The 19,352-nt window shown below is 34.3% G+C and carries 15 protein-coding genes; 11 read left to right on the top strand and 4 right to left on the bottom strand.

Annotated features, from left to right (window positions below):
• Window positions 1-155: 155 nt before the first annotated feature.
• Window positions 156-1,934, bottom strand: a complete 1,779-nt coding sequence (locus OEW74_RS04950) for an AMP-dependent synthetase/ligase (protein ID WP_265427446.1) — start codon at window positions 1,932-1,934, stop codon at window positions 156-158.
• A gap of 239 nt (window positions 1,935-2,173) precedes the next feature.
• Here OEW74_RS04950 and OEW74_RS04955 point away from each other — a divergent pair, with 239 nt between their 5' ends.
• Window positions 2,174-3,313, top strand: coding sequence for an acyl-CoA dehydrogenase (locus tag OEW74_RS04955; protein ID WP_265427447.1), 1,140 nt, complete (start codon window positions 2,174-2,176; stop codon window positions 3,311-3,313).
• A gap of 24 nt (window positions 3,314-3,337) precedes the next feature.
• Entirely contained in the window at window positions 3,338-3,703 is a 366-nt protein-coding gene (locus tag OEW74_RS04960) for a hypothetical protein (protein WP_265427448.1), read from the top strand.
• 141 nt (window positions 3,704-3,844) lie between these two features.
• Here OEW74_RS04960 and OEW74_RS04965 read toward each other — a convergent pair whose 3' ends face one another.
• Entirely contained in the window at window positions 3,845-4,759 is a 915-nt protein-coding gene (locus tag OEW74_RS04965; RefSeq protein WP_265427449.1) for a DUF4349 domain-containing protein, read from the bottom strand.
• Window positions 4,760-5,252: 493 nt separating this feature from the next.
• On the opposite strand from OEW74_RS04965, the gene OEW74_RS04970 reads away from it, so the two are divergent.
• Complete coding sequence (locus OEW74_RS04970; RefSeq protein ID WP_265427450.1) at window positions 5,253-7,598, top strand: reprolysin-like metallopeptidase; 2,346 nt, start codon at window positions 5,253-5,255, stop codon at window positions 7,596-7,598.
• A gap of 82 nt (window positions 7,599-7,680) precedes the next feature.
• Here OEW74_RS04970 and OEW74_RS04975 read toward each other — a convergent pair whose 3' ends face one another.
• Complete coding sequence (locus OEW74_RS04975) at window positions 7,681-9,276, bottom strand: peptide chain release factor 3 (protein WP_265427451.1); 1,596 nt, start codon at window positions 9,274-9,276, stop codon at window positions 7,681-7,683.
• 352 nt (window positions 9,277-9,628) lie between these two features.
• On the opposite strand from OEW74_RS04975, the gene OEW74_RS04980 reads away from it, so the two are divergent.
• Complete coding sequence (locus tag OEW74_RS04980) at window positions 9,629-11,974, top strand: choice-of-anchor L domain-containing protein (RefSeq protein ID WP_265427452.1); 2,346 nt, start codon at window positions 9,629-9,631, stop codon at window positions 11,972-11,974.
• A gap of 55 nt (window positions 11,975-12,029) precedes the next feature.
• Here OEW74_RS04980 and rsmA read toward each other — a convergent pair whose 3' ends face one another.
• The gene (gene rsmA / locus OEW74_RS04985; RefSeq protein WP_265427453.1) at window positions 12,030-12,800 is read right to left on the bottom strand and encodes a 16S rRNA (adenine(1518)-N(6)/adenine(1519)-N(6))-dimethyltransferase RsmA; all 771 of its coding nucleotides are present in this window, start codon (window positions 12,798-12,800) and stop codon (window positions 12,030-12,032) included.
• A gap of 91 nt (window positions 12,801-12,891) precedes the next feature.
• On the opposite strand from rsmA, the gene OEW74_RS04990 reads away from it, so the two are divergent.
• The 7 genes from OEW74_RS04990 (at window position 12,892) to rpsA (ending at window position 19,328) form a co-directional block, all read left to right on the top strand.
• Window positions 12,892-13,788 carry a cell division protein FtsX gene (locus OEW74_RS04990; protein ID WP_265427454.1) on the top strand — a complete coding sequence of 299 codons (897 nt, stop codon included), beginning with the start codon at window positions 12,892-12,894 and terminating at the stop codon, window positions 13,786-13,788.
• 2 nt (window positions 13,789-13,790) lie between these two features.
• Window positions 13,791-14,087, top strand: coding sequence for a DUF3098 domain-containing protein (locus OEW74_RS04995; protein ID WP_265427455.1), 297 nt, complete (start codon window positions 13,791-13,793; stop codon window positions 14,085-14,087).
• A gap of 99 nt (window positions 14,088-14,186) precedes the next feature.
• A complete protein-coding gene (locus OEW74_RS05000) occupies window positions 14,187-15,005 on the top strand; it encodes an undecaprenyl-diphosphate phosphatase (RefSeq protein ID WP_265427456.1) in 819 nt (272 codons plus the stop codon).
• 235 nt (window positions 15,006-15,240) lie between these two features.
• Window positions 15,241-15,939 carry a tRNA pseudouridine(55) synthase TruB gene (gene truB / locus OEW74_RS05005; RefSeq protein ID WP_265427457.1) on the top strand — a complete coding sequence of 233 codons (699 nt, stop codon included), beginning with the start codon at window positions 15,241-15,243 and terminating at the stop codon, window positions 15,937-15,939.
• A complete protein-coding gene (locus tag OEW74_RS05010) occupies window positions 15,936-16,511 on the top strand; it encodes a hypothetical protein (protein ID WP_265427458.1) in 576 nt (191 codons plus the stop codon). The genes truB and OEW74_RS05010 overlap by 4 nt, the downstream gene beginning before the upstream one ends.
• A complete protein-coding gene (rluF, locus tag OEW74_RS05015) occupies window positions 16,511-17,233 on the top strand; it encodes a 23S rRNA pseudouridine(2604) synthase RluF (protein ID WP_265427459.1) in 723 nt (240 codons plus the stop codon). Before OEW74_RS05010 ends, rluF begins: the two co-directional genes overlap by 1 nt.
• A gap of 304 nt (window positions 17,234-17,537) precedes the next feature.
• On the top strand, window positions 17,538-19,328 hold the full coding sequence (gene rpsA / locus OEW74_RS05020; RefSeq protein ID WP_265427460.1) for a 30S ribosomal protein S1: 1,791 nt from the start codon (window positions 17,538-17,540) through the stop codon (window positions 19,326-19,328).
• The last annotated feature ends 24 nt before the right edge of the window (window positions 19,329-19,352 follow it).

Genomic DNA, 19,352 nt, shown 5'->3' on the forward strand with positions numbered 1-19,352 from the left:
TTAAACGGATAAAATAATTTTACAATAAAACTTAGATTCCACGCTTCACTTCGTTCCGCTCTGAATGACAAAATTTATATAAAAGAATTTAGGTCAAAAATTGTTTAGGTTTAAAATAAAAAAACCGCTTCTAATCAGAAACGGCTTCATATTATTTATTCATGATGTTCATACATCTTATTATAAAGATCAATAAACTTTTCTTTAATCGCTTTCCTTTTCAGCTTTAAAGTAGGCGTAAGAAGTCCCGCTTCAATTCCCCAAACTTCTGGTGTCAGTTCAATTTTCTTGATTCTTTCCCAGTTTCCTAGATGTTCGTTGATATCATCAATTTCTTTTTCTATTCTTGCTTTTAATTCGGGGCTTTTTGCAATTTCTTGCGGAGTTGTACCGATGCTTAAATTGTTTCTCATTGCCCAGTTTTTAGCAAATTCAAAATCGGGTTGTACCAATGCAGTTGGCATTTTTTCGCCGTCACCAACAACCATAATCTGCTCGATAAATTTCGAGGCTTTTGCTAAATTTTCAATCGTTTGTGGAGCAATATATTTTCCTCCGGAAGTTTTAAACATTTCCTTTTTACGATCGGTAATCTGCAAGAAACCATCATTGTCGATGTGACCGATGTCTCCGGTTTTAAAATATCCGTCTTCTGTGAATGCTTCTTTGGTCTGTTCTTCATTTTTAAAATAACTTTTAAAAACAGAAGGTCCTTTTACGGTAATTTCTCCATCCGGCTGAATTTTTACAGTCAAATTATCCAACGGATGTCCCACAGTTCCTATTTTCATTTTTCCAAAAGAGTTTACAGAAATTACGGGTGAGGTTTCAGTTAAACCATAACCTTCCAAAATAGGAATTCCGGCATTTTGGAACATCAAATTTAATCTTGTGGATAAAGCTGCCGATCCCGAAACTAAAGTGATAATTTCGCCTCCCAAACCTTCTCTCCATTTTTTGAAAACCAGTTTGTCGGCTATAATTTCCTGCAATCCTGAAGGTTTTGAAACTTCTTTTTTCTTTTGAATTAACTGTAAAGCCCAGAAGAAAATTTTCTGTTTTAAACCACCTGCATTAGATCCGGTATTATAAATTTTATCATATACTTTTTCTACCAAACGAGGAACAACACTCATGTAATGAGGTTTTACTTCTTTTACGTTTTCACCCATTTTTTCGATACTTTCAGCAAAATAAATTGAAAAACCGTTATACTGAAAAAGGTAAAACAGCATTCTCTCAAAAATATGACAGATAGGTAAAAAGCTTAATACTCGTGTATCTTTATAATCCAGACTTTTCTTTTTTGGAATTCTCGGAATTGAGCCTAAAACATTAGAAACAATATTTTCGTGAGTCAACATTACACCTTTTGGCTTTCCTGTAGTTCCGGAAGTATAGATTAAAGTTGCCAAATCTTCGGTATTGATTGCCTTAGAAAGATCTTCCACTTCAATTTGGGTAGAATCGTCTTCACCCAGATCAAGAATTTCTTTCCAGTTCGCTGCTCCGCTCACGTTATCAAAAGTAAAAACACCCTGTAAGCTTGGAACATTGTGTTTAATCTTCATTACTTTGGCAAGTAATTCTTTATCAGAAACAAAACAGTACTTAATTTCGGCATTATTAAAGATAAATTCGTAGTCTTCGGGCGAGATACTTGGGTAAACCGGCACAGAAACCACACCTATTTGCGAAAGTCCGAGATCCATCACTGCCCATTCTGTACGAGAATTTGTTGTGATCAATGCAATCTTATCACCAGGTTTGATGCCCAGCTTTAAAAGACCTCTCGAAATCTTATTTCCCTGATTGATAAACTCCTGTGTAGAGGTTTTTTTCCATTCACCGTGGTATTTGGTGACAAACATATCGCTTTTAGGGAGATGCTCTAAAGCATAATGAGGTATATCGAATAATCTTTTGATTGACATAATTTTCAAATAATAGTTAGGATTTTAAATATAAGAATTTTTTTTAACTACGGAAATAAGTTATAATTGTTTAGAATTTAATAAAATGTATGTCATAATACTTTTAATAATTCAAATTAAAATAATATCTTCTGAATAATTACAAATCTGCCTGAAACCTTGATTAACTCCCAATTAATGAATCTGTTTTCAGATTTACTTAAAAAGTGTAAATTAGCCACCATATAATAGAAAATTTTATGGACTTTAATTTATCAGAAGAACAGCTGATGATTCAGCAGGCAGCAAGAGATTTTGCACAAAACGAACTTTTACCAGAAGTAATTGAAAGAGATCGTGATCAGAAGTTTCCGGCTGAGCAAGTGAAGAAAATGGGGGAGATGGGACTTTTAGGAATGATGGTTGACCCAAAATACGGTGGAGCAGGAATGGACAGCGTTTCTTACGTTTTGGCAATGGAAGAAATCGCAAAAGTTGATGCTTCTGCTGCTGTGGTAATGTCTGTAAACAACTCTTTGGTTTGTGCAGGTCTTGAAAAATTTGCTTCTGAAGAGCAAAAAGTAAAATATCTTACTCCTCTTGCAAGTGGGCAGGTAATTGGAGCTTTTGCTTTATCTGAGCCTGAAGCAGGTTCTGATGCTACTTCTCAGAAAACTACTGCTGAAGATAAAGGAGATTACTATCTTTTAAACGGGATCAAAAACTGGATCACAAACGGTGGAACTGCATCTTACTATATTGTAATTGCACAAACTGATCCTGAGAAAAAACATAAAGGAATCAACGCATTTATCGTTGAAAAAGGTTGGGAAGGTTTCGAAATCGGAACAAAAGAAGATAAATTAGGAATCAGAGGAAGTGATACGCATTCTTTGATTTTCAACAACGTAAAAGTACCAAAAGAAAACAGAATTGGTGAAGACGGTTTCGGATTCAATTTTGCAATGGCTGTTTTGAACGGTGGTAGAATAGGTATTGCTTCTCAGGCTTTGGGTATCGCTTCTGGAGCTTACGAATTGGCATTGAAATATGCTAAAACAAGAAAGGCTTTCAAAACTGAAATTATCAATCACCAGGCAATTGCTTTCAAATTAGCAGATATGGCAACTCAGATCACGGCTGCAAGAATGCTTTGCTTTAAAGCGGCTTGTGAAAAAGATGCCGGAAAAGATATTTCTGAAAGTGGAGCAATGGCAAAACTATACGCTTCTCAAGTTGCAATGGATACTACAATTGAAGCTGTACAAATTCACGGTGGATACGGATATGTGAAAGAATATCACGTAGAAAGAATGATGCGTGATGCAAAAATCACTCAGATTTATGAAGGAACTTCTGAAATCCAAAAAATTGTGATTTCTAGAAGTATTTCTAAATAATTAAAAAACATCAAACACTATTTTATGAAAAAATCTTTGTGGATTACTTTAGGAGTCGTTTTACTTCTTGTGGGAGTTTTCATCTGGTATAAGTTTTTCTTCGTTTTCGGAGAAGGTGTAAAGTCAGGATATCTTAATTATGCCATCAAAAAAGGCTATGTTTTTAAAACTTACGAAGGCAAATTAATCCAGGAAGGTTTTGGAAAAGGTAAAACAGGAACAATTACAAGCTATGAGTTTGAGTTTTCTGTTTCTGATCCGGAAGTTTTCAAACAACTGGAACTCAACAGTGGTAAAACCTTTGATCTTCATTATAAAGAATACAAAGGAGCACTTCCTTGGAGAGGAAACACAAGATATGTTGTAGATAAGATAGTGAACATGAAATAACGGAAAAGGCTCTCAAATTGAGAGCCTTTTCTTTTACACCTAATCACAAAATTAATAAAATTATGAAGTGATAAATTTAAAAGGAAAAACGTAAACTTCATCATTTGTATTCTTAAAATTTACTTAAAATTTAATGATAATCTAGTTTGATTGGTTTTCAGACGATTTATTGCCTTTCTTTTTATAGAAATAGTAACCAATTCCCACAATTACAAAAAGAGGCCACAACGGAAGAATAAACAAGAAAATAGAGGTGATTACATTCCATCCGGAAGATACTGCTGCTAAAGATTTTCCACCAAATGTTTCGGGTTTACTGTTTACCAATGCCGCTTCTGAAGTTCCATAAAGTGTAATTTCCATATCACATAATGTGTTGTTTACAAAATCCTGTCCGTTCACATCGATTCCTTTATTTTCTACATTTCCGATGTTGAAACTAAGGTCATCCATCAGATAATCAAATTTCTGAATCGGAACTTTTACTTTCAGATAAGCAATTTTGGTATCGTTATTATTGAGAGAGATATTTTCACTTTTTACAAATCCGTCATATTTTTTCACCAGCTCTTTTACGGTTTCTTTGGCAGTTTCTGCATCGTTTACATTGAGTTCCAAAACTCCGGTTTTATGCATTCTATTTAAGGAAACTTTTTCTACGGGTTTTGGTTTGTCTTTATAAATAATTTTAGTTTCTTTAATTACTTTCGGAGCCGGAACGTTTACTACAATTTTTTGAAGAGAATCTTTCTTTTCCGATTTTGATTCAAGCTTCATGCTGCTGATTTTTTCAGATAAAGAATCAATACTTTTTGAGGTTGCTTCCATCTTTTGAACCGCTTCGCTTTTTGTATTTTCAAAATCTTTAATTTTAATACTTGCCGAATCAAATACCGCTTCTGCTTGATTATTAACTGAATTGATTTTCTCACTAACATTTGCAACAGCGCTATCTGCGCTGCTGATTGCATTTTCTAATTGAGGCTGCGTTGCTTCACCTTTTTTACACATTACAAATACGCTTGATGCTGCAACTAATACAATGAACTTTTTCATAAGATTATTTTTTTTGTTGAAGTAAAATTAAGAGTGAAGTTTTTGTAATACTTGTAAAAGAAATGTATGGTTTCAGTAAAATTTTATTTTATTGGAAATCAAGTAATTGTAAAATTATTGTAAGCGTTTTACAAAAATTTTAGTTAAATGTTAAAAATGTTAAAAGAAAATATTCGTTAGAAATATAATAATATTTACCTTTGCTTTTTAAGACTTTCGTAATGAAAGACCCGTGATTTGTAGTATTGTCGTTTTTTATAAGTTTCAGTGGCATAATAACAAACAGTTTTTTGATGATAAAGTAATTATTATAAAACTGAAATAAAAGAAAAAACAATACAGCAATAGTGAATTATTAAAAGAAAAAGAAAATAATTTCTAAATTAGATAACGAAGAATATTGAGATGAAAAATCTAATTTTGAAATCGAAATAAAATATTCTTTCAGCTATAATTGATACATCTTAATGTTTAAAAAAAAGAAAAAATCTATATGAAAAAACAACTACTTGTGATGGGAATATTTCTTATTTCCAATGTTTTTTTAGCACAAACAAGCCGACTTTGGAAGGAAGTGTCTCAAAAAACGAATTCGGAAATATTTGAAAATAAGACCAGCATTCTTCACCCAAGAATTTATAATCTTGATTTTGATAATTTAAAGAATGCTTTAGCAAAAGCGCCTGCGAGGTTTGCTGTTAGAGGGAAATCTGATGTTATCGTTTCTTTTCCAAATTCTAATGGTAACCTTGAAGATTTTAAAGTAAGAGAAAATTCAAACTTTGCTCCAGAATTAGCTGCAAAATATCCGGACATCAAATCGTATGTTGGAGTAGGTGTTGAAGACGCTAGTTCTACTATTTACTTCAGTATTTCTCCGTTGGGGTTGTCTTCAATGGAAATTTATGGAGATAAATCTGCCGTTTTTATCGAGCCATATACTAAAGACCTTTCAACGTATGTTGTTTATAAAAAATCAGACAAAAAAGCGGATTTAGATAAATTTGAGTGTACAGTACTTGATGTTGCTCAAAAAGGTGTTAATAACTCAAGCCTTACTGCAAGACCAAATGCTGATGACGGAAAATTGAGAACTTTCAGACTGGCTTTATCTTGTACCGGTGAATATACAACCTATTTTGGTGGAACAGTAGCGGGAGCATTAGCAGCAATGAACAATACAATGACCCGTGTAAATGGAGTTTTTGAAAAAGATTTCTCTGCGAGAATGATTATCATTGCGAATAATAATGCTGTAATTTATACAAATGCAGCTACAGACCCTTATTCTCCTTCAGCACAGATGAATAACTGGAATGCTCAGTTACAAAATACTTTAACTGCAACAATTGGTGAAGCAAATTACGATATAGGTCACTTGTTTGGAGCTACCGGAGGTGGTGGAAATGCAGGTTGTATTGGTTGTGTTTGTACAAATGGTACAAAAGGAAGCGGGTATACTTCTCCGGCAAATGGTATTCCATCGGGCGATACTTTCGATATCGATTATGTAGCTCATGAAATGGGGCATCAGTTTGGTGGAAACCATACATTTTCTATGAACCTTGAAGGAACGGGAGTAAATATGGAACCGGGTTCAGGATCTACAATTATGGGATACGCAGGGATTACGGGTCAGAACGTTCAAATGAATTCAGATCCATTTTTCCATGCGATAAGTATTCAGCAGATTACAAATAATATTAAAACTAAAACTTGTCCGGTAAGTACAAATACAGGAAATACAATTCCTACAGCCGATGCAGGATTAGATTATATCATTCCGAAAGGAACTCCATTTAAGCTTACAGGAACGGGTTCTGATGGAGACGGGGATGCTTTGACATATATTTGGGAACAAATGGATAATGCGGTTACCGGGCAAACAGGAGCAAACTCTGCAGCAACTGCAACGAAAGCATCGGGTCCTACTTTCAGATCATTCACCCCACAAACAGTTCCGTTCAGATATTTTCCATCATTAGATAGAACACTTGTAGGAGCAACTACAACCTCAAGTCCTGTTGGTACAGCTTCACCTATTGTTGTAGAAGCTTTGTCGAATGTTGCTAGAACATATAATTTCAGATTTACAACTCGTGACAACAGAGCGGGAGGTTCCGGAAACAATTCCGATGATATGGTTGTTACAGTAAATGCAGGCGCAGGACCGTTTACCGTAACTTCACAAAATACAGCTGGTGTTGTTTGGACTGAAGGACAGTCTTATACTATAACTTGGAATGTAGCCAATACTACAGCTGCCCCTGTGAGTACGCCAAATGTAACTATTCTTTTATCAAAAGATGGAGGACTTACATGGCCGACTGTTTTGGTAGCAAGTGCACCAAATAACGGAACATATAATTATACAGTTCCGGGTGGTCTTGGTAATACGGTTAACAATGCGAGAATTATGGTGAAGGGGTTGAATAATATCTTTTTCAATGTTAATTTACAGAACTTTACGATTAATTCTTCTGCTGTTGTAATACCACCTAATCCAGGAACGCCTGGAACACCGGGAACTCCAGGAACACCTGGAGCTGCACCTTCTCCTATCTATGATGGTTTGATGATTTATCCTATTCCTTCAAACGACGGATATGTTTACATTAAGTTAGATTTCCCTAGACTTACACCACAAGCTCCATATCCATTCTCATATACTATTTATTCAATGGATGGAAAACTTGTTGTTCCTAAGAAAAACCGTCTTTTCTTTTCTGAGCATTTAGAAAAAATTAATTTAACAGGCATACCATCTGGAACTTACATGATTGAAGTTGATTTGGCAGGTGAGAAAATTGTTAAAAAATTACTCATGCTGAATAGATAATCAATAGAAATATTTAAAATAAGAAACCCGTTAAGCAATTAAACTTAACGGGTTTTATTTTTTATTAGCTTAAATTACTTTTTTAAGCATTTTTAAATTCACTGATAAAATGCAATTTCACATTCGGAAATTTTTCTTGTGTCATATGAATCGTAAAAGATGAGTCTGCCAAGAAAACTAGTTGATTATATTTATCTCTTGCTAAGAATCTTTGTTTCAATCTCGCAAATTCTTTGAATTCTTCAGATTTTTCATCGGCTTCTACCCAACAAGCTTTGTGCATAGAAAGTGGTTCATAAGTACATTTTGCGCCATATTCGTGTTCTAAACGATATTGAATAACTTCGTATTGAAGCGCACCAACCGTTCCGATGATCTTTCTGTTGTTCATTTCAAGTGTAAATAACTGAGCAACACCTTCGTCCATCAATTGATCAATACCTTTTGCTAATTGTTTTGCCTTTAAAGGATCGTTGTTATTGATATATCTGAAATGTTCCGGAGAGAAACTAGGGATTCCTTTGAAGCTCAGCTTTTCGCCACCCGTTAAAGTGTCACCAATTCTGAAACTTCCCGTGTCGTGAAGTCCGACGATATCTCCAGGGAAACTTTCGTCAACTACTTCTTTTTTATCTGCAAAGAAGGCGTTTGGAGAAGAGAATTTCATTTTCTTACCTTCTCTTACCAACAGATAATTTTCGTTTCTTTTGAAAGTTCCCGAAACAATTTTCACAAAAGCAAGTCTGTCTCTGTGTTTAGGATCCATATTTGCGTGAATTTTGAAGACAAATCCTGTGAAAGTGCTTTCTTCAGGCTTCACCAAACGAGTATCACTTTCTTTTGGTTGTGGCATTGGAGCGATGTCGATGAAGGCATTCAACAATTCACGAACTCCAAAATTATTTAAAGCAGAACCAAAGAAAACCGGTTGTAAATCTCCTTTCATATAATCTTCACGATTAAATTCAGGATAAACAGATTGTATCAAATCGAGTTCTTCTCTTAGATTTTTTGCTGCTTTTTCGCCGATAACTTCATCAATTTTAGAATCATTAATGTCATCAAACTTAATCGCATCACCAACTTTCTGTTTTTTCTCTTCTAAAAATAACTGAATATTGTTTTCCCAGATATTGTAAATTCCCTGAAAATCTGCACCCATACCAATCGGTAAAGAAAGCGGACAAACAGTTAACCCTAATTTTTGTTCAACTTCATCCAGCAAATCGAAAGCATCTTTCCCTTCACGGTCAAGCTTATTGATGAAAACCAGCATCGGAATGTTTCTCATTCTACAAACCTGAACCAATTTTTCGGTCTGTTCCTCAACCCCTTTTGCAACGTCGATTACAACAATAACAGAATCTACCGCCGTTAAAGTTCTATAAGTATCTTCAGCAAAATCTTTGTGACCCGGCGTATCTAAAATGTTAATTTTATGATCTCTGTATTCAAAAGCCAACACGGAAGTTGCCACCGAGATTCCTCTCTGTCTTTCAATTTCCATAAAGTCGGAAGTGGCTCCTTTTTTTATTTTGTTGGATTTTACCGCACCAGCTTCCTGAATTGCACCCCCGAAAAGTAGTAATTTCTCAGTAAGTGTGGTTTTTCCGGCATCCGGGTGAGAGATAATTCCGAAGGTTTTTCTTTTTTCTATTTCTTTGATTAAGTCTGACATATCGTATTTTGAATTTGCAAAAATCGTGAAATTAATCGAATTCTGAAAGTCACATTTTTGTAGATGTTTAAAATGAATTTTGCAGGAGAAAGTTGGTTTTTCTTAAATGTATATTTTTAATGATATTATTAAAATAAATGTCTCTTATATCTTTTATTTTTCTCTTGAGGATTTCCCTGAATTAGTTTTGGCAAATATTCAAATTTTAGCATTTATTGTCTGGAAATTATTGTTTTTTTTGAATAATTAGGGAATTGTAATCAAGCTTAAATAAGTTTTAAATATTATAAAAAGTAGAGTTATGTATGTGATAAATGTAAAAAAAAATTAAATTTGTTGAAACAAAATTATTATGAAGAGATATATACTGCGGTTTTCTTTATTTCTATTAGCCTCGGCAAATTTTACTTACGCTCAAACAGCAAGGCCTCCAGCAAAAAAAAACATCCCTGCAACTGCTAAAGCGGGAGATTATATAGATGTAAATGTTCCTCCTTATCCTGAAAGCAATTATACTCCCACACAATTAGTTACAGATGTTTTGGTAGGAACTTCAGGTTCTTGTGGAACTCCTAATATTTCTAACGTTACAGTCAGCCCCAATCAACCGGTTACTAATAATGATAGGTTTTGGGGGTATTTTAATAAATCAACTTCAACATTCCCCTTTGACGAAGGAATTATATTAACAACCGGTTATGCCAGAAAAGCAGGGAATGTTGCTGAAGGGAACATCTTAAGTGATGATAATGGAGGTGGAGCTGATCCTGATCTTGTTGCAGCAATTGGAGTAACAACACAGGTTTATAATTCTGGTGTTTTAGAATTTGATTTTGTACCGACGAGTTCTCAGATGAAGTTCAGATATATTTTTGCTTCAGAAGAATATACAGGAAGTTATCCTTGTCCGCCATTACAATATGATGATGCTTTTGCTTTATTGCTAAAACCCAATACTCCGGGATCTACTTATACAAATTTAGCAGTTTTACCTGGAGGTGCAGGACCTGTTTCTGTGCCTAATATTCTTCCGGGAAGTTTTTCTTGCGGACCGATTAATGCTCAATATTTTGGCTCTTTAGCTCCAAATGCAACAAATTATAATGGTACTACAGCGCCTCTTACAGCTGAAGCTACGGTAATTCCGGGACAATCTTATCATATAAAAATGATTATTGCAGATGCGAGAGATGATAATTACGGGTCTGCTGTTTTTTTAGAAGCAGGCTCTTTTGATATTGGGGTAAATTTATTGGATCCTTCGGGAGCTCAATTACCGGCAGAAATTAATGTTTGCGATAATGAACCACAAGTAATAACGGCATCAACCAGTGGTCCAAATTTAAATTATAAATGGTTTTTAGATGGAGTAGTAATACCCAATGCTACTACAAATACTATTACAGCAACCCAGCCCGGAACATATAAAATTGAAGTAAGTGTTCCCGGAAATCCTTGTCCGGGAAGTGCGTCAATTGTTATTCACGGTGGAACGACTCCTGAAGCACATAATGGAAACTATTTATTATGTACCACACCGGATGTGACTTCATTTAACTTAAATGCGACAAAACCTGCTATAAGTAATGATTGGCAAACTGCAACATTTCGTTTTTATGAAAACCAAGCAGATGCATTAGCTCAAAACAACAGTTATATTGCAAATATTTATGATTACAATGGTACAGATGGACAGATTTTACATGTTGTCGTTTCTAATGGTAGTTTTTGTAGTAGACTTGTGGAACTTACTTTACAAAGGGAAGTAACTCCTGTTGCACAACTTACTTCTTCTCAGTTTAGAATTTGTGCCGGTGAAACTGTTACACTTACAGCTTCAGGTGGGGTAACTTATCAATGGGGTAATTTTGGAGGAAGTGGAAATACACAGACTGTTACATTACATCAATCTACCGAATTTACAGTGTATGCAATCGGAACAAAGGGTTGTAAATCTCTTCAACCTGCAAAAGTAAGAATAGAAGTTGTCCCTGCAATTACAACTCCTCTTTTAGATGTAGAAATGTGTATGGGAGACACTATTGTTTTGGATGCAGGAGCTGGAAATAATTATACTTATCTATGGAATACAGGTGCAACTACTCAGACAATAGTTGCCGACGAGTTGGGTATTTACAGTGTGGAAATCGATAATGGAATTTGTAAAGATGAGTTTAAAGTTAAAGTACATGCAGCAGCTTTACCGTATGTAACAAATCTTAATTATTCTGATAATACACTTACGGTAACCGCTTATACACCTACAATCAATAATATTGCACAGACTCTTGAATATTCTATTGATGGTGTTGTTTGGCAGGACTCTAATGTTTTCCCAGGTCTTTTAAATAATACAAATTACACAGTAAGAGTTAGAATTAAAGGAACTAGTTGTAATGGTTCTATAGACTTTTTTACCCTTCATATTAATAATGTAATTACACCAAATCAGGATGGGGTAAATGATGTCTTAGATCTTACTTCTTTGGCAAAATATAAGAACTTCAATGGTTCTATCTACGACAGATACGGTGTAGAAATGTTTAGATTCTCAAAAGAAACACCAATCTGGAACGGAACTGTAGGAGGGAAGAGATTGCCGACTGCAACATATTGGTACAAATTTAATTTTGAATACAATAAGTCTAAAACCCAAATGAATCAATCGGGTTGGATTATGTTGAAAAACAGAGAGTAATTCTCACAATTAAATAAAGAAAAATGCCTTTCAGAATTTGAAAGGCATTTTTTGTTTACTGATTTTCTTTCCAAAGTGTAGTGAAAGAAATAAAGTCTGCTACACTGAGCTCTTCAGCTCTTTTATCTAAAAATTCATGAGTTTTTAAAGCTTCAGGAATATTTAAAATTTTCAGTGCATTAGATAATTTTTTTCTTCTCTGATTAAATCCTGCTTTTACGATTTGTTTAAACAAAACTTCATTTCCGGCAAGACCTTCTTTAGGATTTCTGGTTAGTCTTATCACTCCCGATTTTACTTTCGGTGGCGGATTAAAAACATTTTCATGTACGGTGAAAAGATATTTTACGTCATAGTAAGCCTGAATTAAAACAGACAAAATTCCGTAATCTTTTGTTCTTGGTACAGCGGCAGTTCTCTCTGCAACTTCTTTCTGGAACATTCCTACCATTTCAGGGATTTGTTCATAATAATCAATGATTTTAAATAAAATCTGTGACGAAATATTATAAGGAAAATTTCCGATAATTGCGATTTGCTCATTTTCTAAACCTGCAAAATCATGCTTTAGAAAATCCCCTACAAAGGTTTCTTCAGTTATTTTTTCGTAATGCTGTTTCAGATATTCGATAGATTCTGTATCGATCTCTGCAAGATATACTTTTTGTTCTTTTTCAATAAGATATTTGGTAAGAACTCCCATTCCGGGGCCTACTTCGAGTACGTTTCCGTAGTTTTCAAAGCTCAGTCCTTCTACAATTTTCTTGGCGATATTTTCGTCGGTCAAAAAGTGTTGACCGAGATGTTTTTTTGCTTTTACACTCAAAGTTTTTTATGATTTCGTTAACAATGATTTTCTCTAATTCGTCCCAAATTTCGGAAGATTTTTTCTATTTTAGCCAAAAATTTTAATATTAATGGCTAAATCTGTAGATGAGTTTAATAAGAAAAGGCTTCGATCCAGCAATATTACTGTCGTAGTAAGTATCGCATTAGTGCTGTTTTTGTTGGGATTAATGGGGCTTATTTTAATCAATGCTCAAAAATATTCCGACTATTTAAAAGAGCAGCTTGTAGTAAACGCTTATTTTGATGAAAATTACGACATCAAAGATTCAGCTAAAATTGCAAAGCAAGAAGCCGTTGCTGTTGAATTAATCAATAAAATGGAAGCGGTAAAACGTACCAAGTATATTACCAAAAAAATGGCTACAGCTGAAGCCAAAAAAAGTTTGGGAATAGATACGGAAGCACTTTTTGAAGAAGATATTTATCCTGCCTCTGTGGAAGTCTCACTTAAAGCCGGCTATACAGATTCTATTAAAACAGCAAATGTATTGAAAGAACTGAAAGCTGTTCCTGGAATAAAAGATGTAAAAAACGATACCGATTCTCAGAAAATATATGACAACCTGAATAAAATTTTAAAATGGATTTTAGGATTCTGTTTATTGTTCTTGGTTTTAGCAATTGTATTGATTAACAATTCAATTCGTCTGAAAGTTTTTTCAAAAAGATTTATTATCAAAACCATGCAGTTGGTAGGTGCAAAACGAAGATTTATTTTGACGCCATTCATCAAAGAGGCGCTTATTTTAGGACTTCTTGGTGCAGTTATCGGTCTTTTGGCACTTTTCGGAGTTTGGTATTATTTTACAACAGCAATCAAAACACCTTTCGTACAAGATACGAATCAGTATATTTGGTTGGTAGTTTCTATATTTGGTGTAGGTTTATTCATCACCGTATTAAGTACAATTATTGCAACATGGAGATTCTTAAGATCTAATGTTGACGATTTATATTATTCTTAAAAATGAGCAAAAAAACAAATAAATTTTCGGCATCAGATTTTGGTAACGAAACAGAGGTTTCCAACGAAAATACTTTTTACTTCGGTAAGCAGAATTTTAAATGGATGCTGATTGGTCTTGCATGTATCGTAGTTGGTTTTCTTCTGATGATGGGGCCAGATGCAAATACAGTTGACGGAAAACTAGATCCTAATGTCTGGAATGATGACATTTTTTCAATCAGAAGAATCAGAATTGCGCCACTTCTTGTGGTGACTGGTTTTGTGATTGAAGTCTACGCAATTTTAAAAAGGAAATAAAATTTTTTTACAAATAAAAAGTAAGGCAGAAAAGATTTGAATATTAATTTGAATCTTTTGCTGTTTTTAAACTTTTAATATCTTTTGAATTAAACAAAAATGGATTTAATCAAAGCAATAATCATTGCCATAATAGAAGGACTTACAGAATATTTACCTATTTCATCAACCGCTCACATGGGCTTTACCGCCAATCTGATGGGCTTAGAAGAAACAGAATTTCTAAAAATGTTTCAGGTTTCCATACAGTTTGGGGCTATTTTATCGGTAGTTGTAGCGTATTGGAAAAAGTTTTTCGACTTTAAAAATCTTAAGTTTTATTACAAACTAGCTTTTGCGGTGATTCCGGCTTTGGTTTTAGGATATATTTTTGATGATATGATCGAGGCTGTTTTGGGAAATCAGATTGCCATATCCTCTGTTTTAGTTTTAGGTGGGATCGTTTTATTGTTTGCAGATAAATGGTTTAAAAATCCGGTTATTAATGACGAGAAAGATATTTCAATAAAAAAAGCGGTGACCATTGGTTTTTGGCAGTGTCTTGCAATGATGCCCGGAACAAGTAGAAGTGCAGCTTCCATTATTGGAGGGATGACACAAGGTTTATCGCGAAAAGCAGCGGCAGAATTCTCTTTCTTTTTGGCTGTTCCTACGATGTTGGCGGTGACGGTTTACTCTGTTTTTGTAAAAACCTGGGGTAAAACAACAGCAAATCCCATGAAAGGTTACGAAATGATTTTACAATCTCAGGATCATATCACCATTTTTATTGTTGGAAATATTGTTGCATTTATTACAGCACTTATCGCAATCAAAGCATTTATCGGAGTTTTAAACAAATATGGTTTCAAACCTTGGGGATGGTATCGTATTTTTGTAGGAGTCGCTTTGTTGATTTATTTTTATTTTTTCAAATAATCAATTACTTATTATTCATTATTTATAACTTATATTATTGGGGCAGCTATTTCCGTCTTCCACTCCCGCTTTTTTGCCTCCGCTTCGCTGCGGCAAAAAGAGCTCCGTTCAAGCCGGGCTGCAAAAGATTCATTGTTGAAACATAGTATTTAGACAATATTATAACTATCAAACTAAAAAACTGATTAACCAATCAACTCAAAAAACCTCCAACCCTAAAACTCTCCAACTCAAAATGACAGCCGAAGAATTACAGTCAGGACACATATTTTTATTAGACAAACCTCTGGATTGGACTTCTTTTCAGGCAGTCAATAAAATGAAATATAAACTCAAAAGAGAATTTGATCTTCCGAAAAAATTCAAAATCGGTCATGCCGGAACTTTAGATCCGCGTGCGACAGGATTATTGATTGTCTGTACAGGAAAATTCACAAAAAAAATCCCTGAAATACAGGATGCTCCAAAAGAATACTGGACTGAAGTAAAAATAGGTGTACAAACCGAATCATACGATACCGAAAAACCAGAGATCCTTCATCAGGACATTTCAAAGGTGACGGAAGAGGATGTAAAAAATGCTTTAGACAAATTTCTAGGTGAAATTGAGCAAAAACCGCCTGTTTTTTCAGCCATTAAGATTGATGGAGAAAGAGCCTATAACTTGGCAAGAGCAGGAGAAGAGGTTGAGATGAAATCCAGAAAAACAACCATTCATTATATTAAAGATATTGAAATCAACTTTCCACTAATCAGTTTTACAGTTGGTTGTTCGAAAGGAACTTATATCAGAAGTTTAGCGCACGATATTGGTCAGGAATTGGGAGTTGGAGCTTATCTTACCCAATTGAGAAGAACAAAAATCGGCGATTACAAAATTGAAGACGGAACCAGCGATTTTTTAGAAAACGAATATAGATTTGAGAATTTATGATTAAAAATTTATTATTGATCTCAGCTTTACTGTTTTCAACGGCAGTATTTTCGCAAATTGACGATTCAAAGAAACCTAAAATGGGTTTTTATTTTAATCCTTCTCTAAATGTAGGTTTAAACTTAAAAAAAGAAAAGCAATTACCCAATAATACTCAATATATTCAGCCAGAAGCAAAACGAAAGATCAGTTATGGTATTACCGCAATTGGAGGTTATAATTTTCTTCCTAATTTTGCATTAGGAACAGGTTTGAAATATAGTTTTATAGAAGATAATTACCATTTGGTTTATTGGATGATTCAGCCCAAAATTATTTTTAATCCTGGAGATCAGCCTTTTTATATTGATCTTAATTATGGCAAACAGATAAACAATTCTGCTGTTTCAGACTCAGAATTTTGGGGAGCCAGACTTGGTATTCAGGTTTCGTATTCAAAAAGATTAAGTCAGGAAGGTGGGCTTTTTTTTGAAGGTCATAAAGTGGGAAATAATAATCCTTTTTTTATAGGACTAAGTTACGGAATCACGATTTTCAGTAACAAAAATTACACAGTAGAAGGAATAGAATAATGGAAAAAACGCGTATCAATAAATATCTTTCAGAGGTTGGTTACTGCTCAAGAAGAGCAGCAGATAAGCTTTTGGAAGAGGGAAGAATAAAAATAAACGGACAAATTCCTGAATTAGGAACGAAAGTTTCAGATGAAGATGTTGTAGAAGTTGACGGAAAGCCCATCCGTGAATCTCAGGAAAAACCTATTTATATTGCTTTCAACAAACCCGTAGGAATTGTTTGTACTACCGATACAAAACGTGAAAAAGACAATATCATCGAATACATCAATCATCCGCAGAGAATTTTCCCAATCGGAAGATTAGATAAACCGAGTGAAGGTTTGATCTTGCTGACAAGCGACGGTGATATTGTTAACAAAATATTGCGTTCTAAAAACAGTAACGAAAAAGAGTATTTGGTAAGAGTTGATAAACCTATCAATCCAAAATTTTTGGAAAAAATGCGTAATGGAGTTCCAATTTTAGATACGGTAACTAAGAAATGCGAAGTGGAAAAAATTGATGATATGACTTTTCGTATTGTTTTAACACAGGGACTCAATCGCCAAATCAGAAGAATGTGCGAGTTTTTAGGGTACGAAGTAAAAAAGCTGAAGCGTATAAGAATCATGAACATCAAACTGGACCTTCCACTCGGAAAATGGCGCGATCTTACCGAGAAAGAAATGCAGGAACTTAATTTTCTTCTTGGAGATTCCAGTAAAACGGTTGATTAATCGTTTCAAAATATTTTAAAAAAAACTCTTCCAAATTTTAAGATTCAGCAGATTCTTACACAGAATCCTGTATGGAATTCTAAAATTTGGAAGAGTTTTTTTAAGTGATTGATTTTTTATACTTTATCGTTTTGTTTTTGAATGAAAATGTTGTTGTAGTGTGAAATAAAATTCGTAATTTTGCAGTCACTTTTTGTGGATAGGTCTGAAAAGGTAAATTATTATAAATTAATTACTTCCGTATTTTTTAAAACCACATTTATTCAGACCATTAAAAAAGAAGGAATACAAATTTTATTAGAAAATGTCAAAAGAGACAAATTCAGCAGAGGTTTTATTAAACCAAAACGTAGCACCAGAACAATTTGATTGGGATTCTTTTGAATCTGGTCTTGATGCAGATGCGAGAAAAGAAAAAAGTGATCTTGAAGAAATCTATAATGGATCTCTTAGCAGCTTAAACGATAACGATGTTATCACAGGTAAAGTTGTAAGATTAACTGACAAAGAAGCTATCGTAGACATCGACTTCAAATCTGAAGGTGTTATTTCTCTTAACGAATTCCGTTACAACCCAAGCTTAAGCGTAGGTGATGTAGTAGAAGTAATGGTTGACAGAAGAGAAGACAAAACAGGTCAGTTACAATTATCTCACAGAAAAGCTAGAACGCTTAAAGCTTGGGATAGAGTAAATGAGCTTCACGAAACTGGAGAAATCGTTAACGGTTTTGTTAAGTCTAGAACTAAAGGAGGTATGATCGTTGACGTACACGGAATCGAAGCATTCTTACCAGGTTCTCAAATTGATGTTAAGCCAATCAAAGATTACGATCAGTTCGTAGGTAAAACTATGGAGTTCAAAGTTGTGAAAATCAACCCTGAGTTCAAAAACGTAGTTGTATCTCACAAAGCATTGATCGAAGCAGATATCGAAGGTCAGAAAAAAGAAATCATCGCTCAGCTTGAAAAAGGTCAGGTTCTTGAAGGTACTGTTAAGAATATTACTTCTTATGGTGTATTCATCGACTTAGGAGGTGTTGATGGATTGATCCACATTACAGACCTTTCTTGGTCTAGAGTGAACCACCCATCTGAAATCCTAGAAGACGGACAGACTGTGAAAGTTGTTATCCTTGATTTTGATGATGAGAAAACAAGAATCCAATTAGGTATGAAGCAATTAGAAGCTCATCCTTGGGATGCTCTTTCTGCTGATATGAAAGTTGGTGATAAAGTAAAAGGAAAAGTAGTAGTTCTTGCTGACTATGGTGCATTCGTAGAAATCGCTCCAGGTGTAGAAGGATTAATTCACGTTTCTGAAATGTCTTGGTCTACTCACTTGAGAAGCGCAGGAGATTTCGTAAAAGTAGGTGACGAAGTGGAAGCTGAAGTACTTACTCTTGATAGAGAAGACAGAAAAATCTCTTTAGGTATGAAACAATTATCTAAAGATCCATGGGAAAATATCGAAGCTAAGTATCCAGTAGGTTCTCAACACGTTGGAACTGTAAGAAACTTTACAAACTTCGGTGTATTCGTAGAATTGGAAGAAGGTATTGATGGATTAATCTATATCTCTGATCTTTCTTGGACTAAGAAAATCAAGCATCCATCTGAGTTCTGTGCAGTTGGTGATAAATTAGATGTTGTAGTTCTAGAATTAGACATCCAAGCTAGAAGATTATCTCTAGGTCACAAACAATTACAAGAAAACCCTTGGGATAAATTTGAAACTAAATATGCTGAAGGAACTGTACACGCTGGTAAAGCTGTAGAAGTACACGATAAAGGTGCTTCTGTACAATTCGAAGATGCTGAAGTTGAAGCTTTCTGCCCATCAAGATTATTAGAGAAGGAAGACGGATCTAAAATCAAGAAAGGGGAAGATGCTCAGTTTAAAGTAATCGAATTCAACAAAGAATTTAAGAGAGTAGTAGTTTCTCACACAGGTATCTTCAGAGACGAAGAGAAAAAGAATGTGAAAGAATCTTCTTCTAGAAATGTTGCTTCTTCTTCAAATAACGAAGAAAGATCAACTCTTGGAGACATTGATGCTTTAGCAGAATTGAAAAAGAAAATGGAAGGAGGTAAATAATCCGACAATCATTTTTTAATATAA

The sequence above is a fragment of the Chryseobacterium sp. YIM B08800 genome (genome assembly GCF_026163565.1).
Taxonomy (GTDB): domain Bacteria; phylum Bacteroidota; class Bacteroidia; order Flavobacteriales; family Weeksellaceae; genus Chryseobacterium.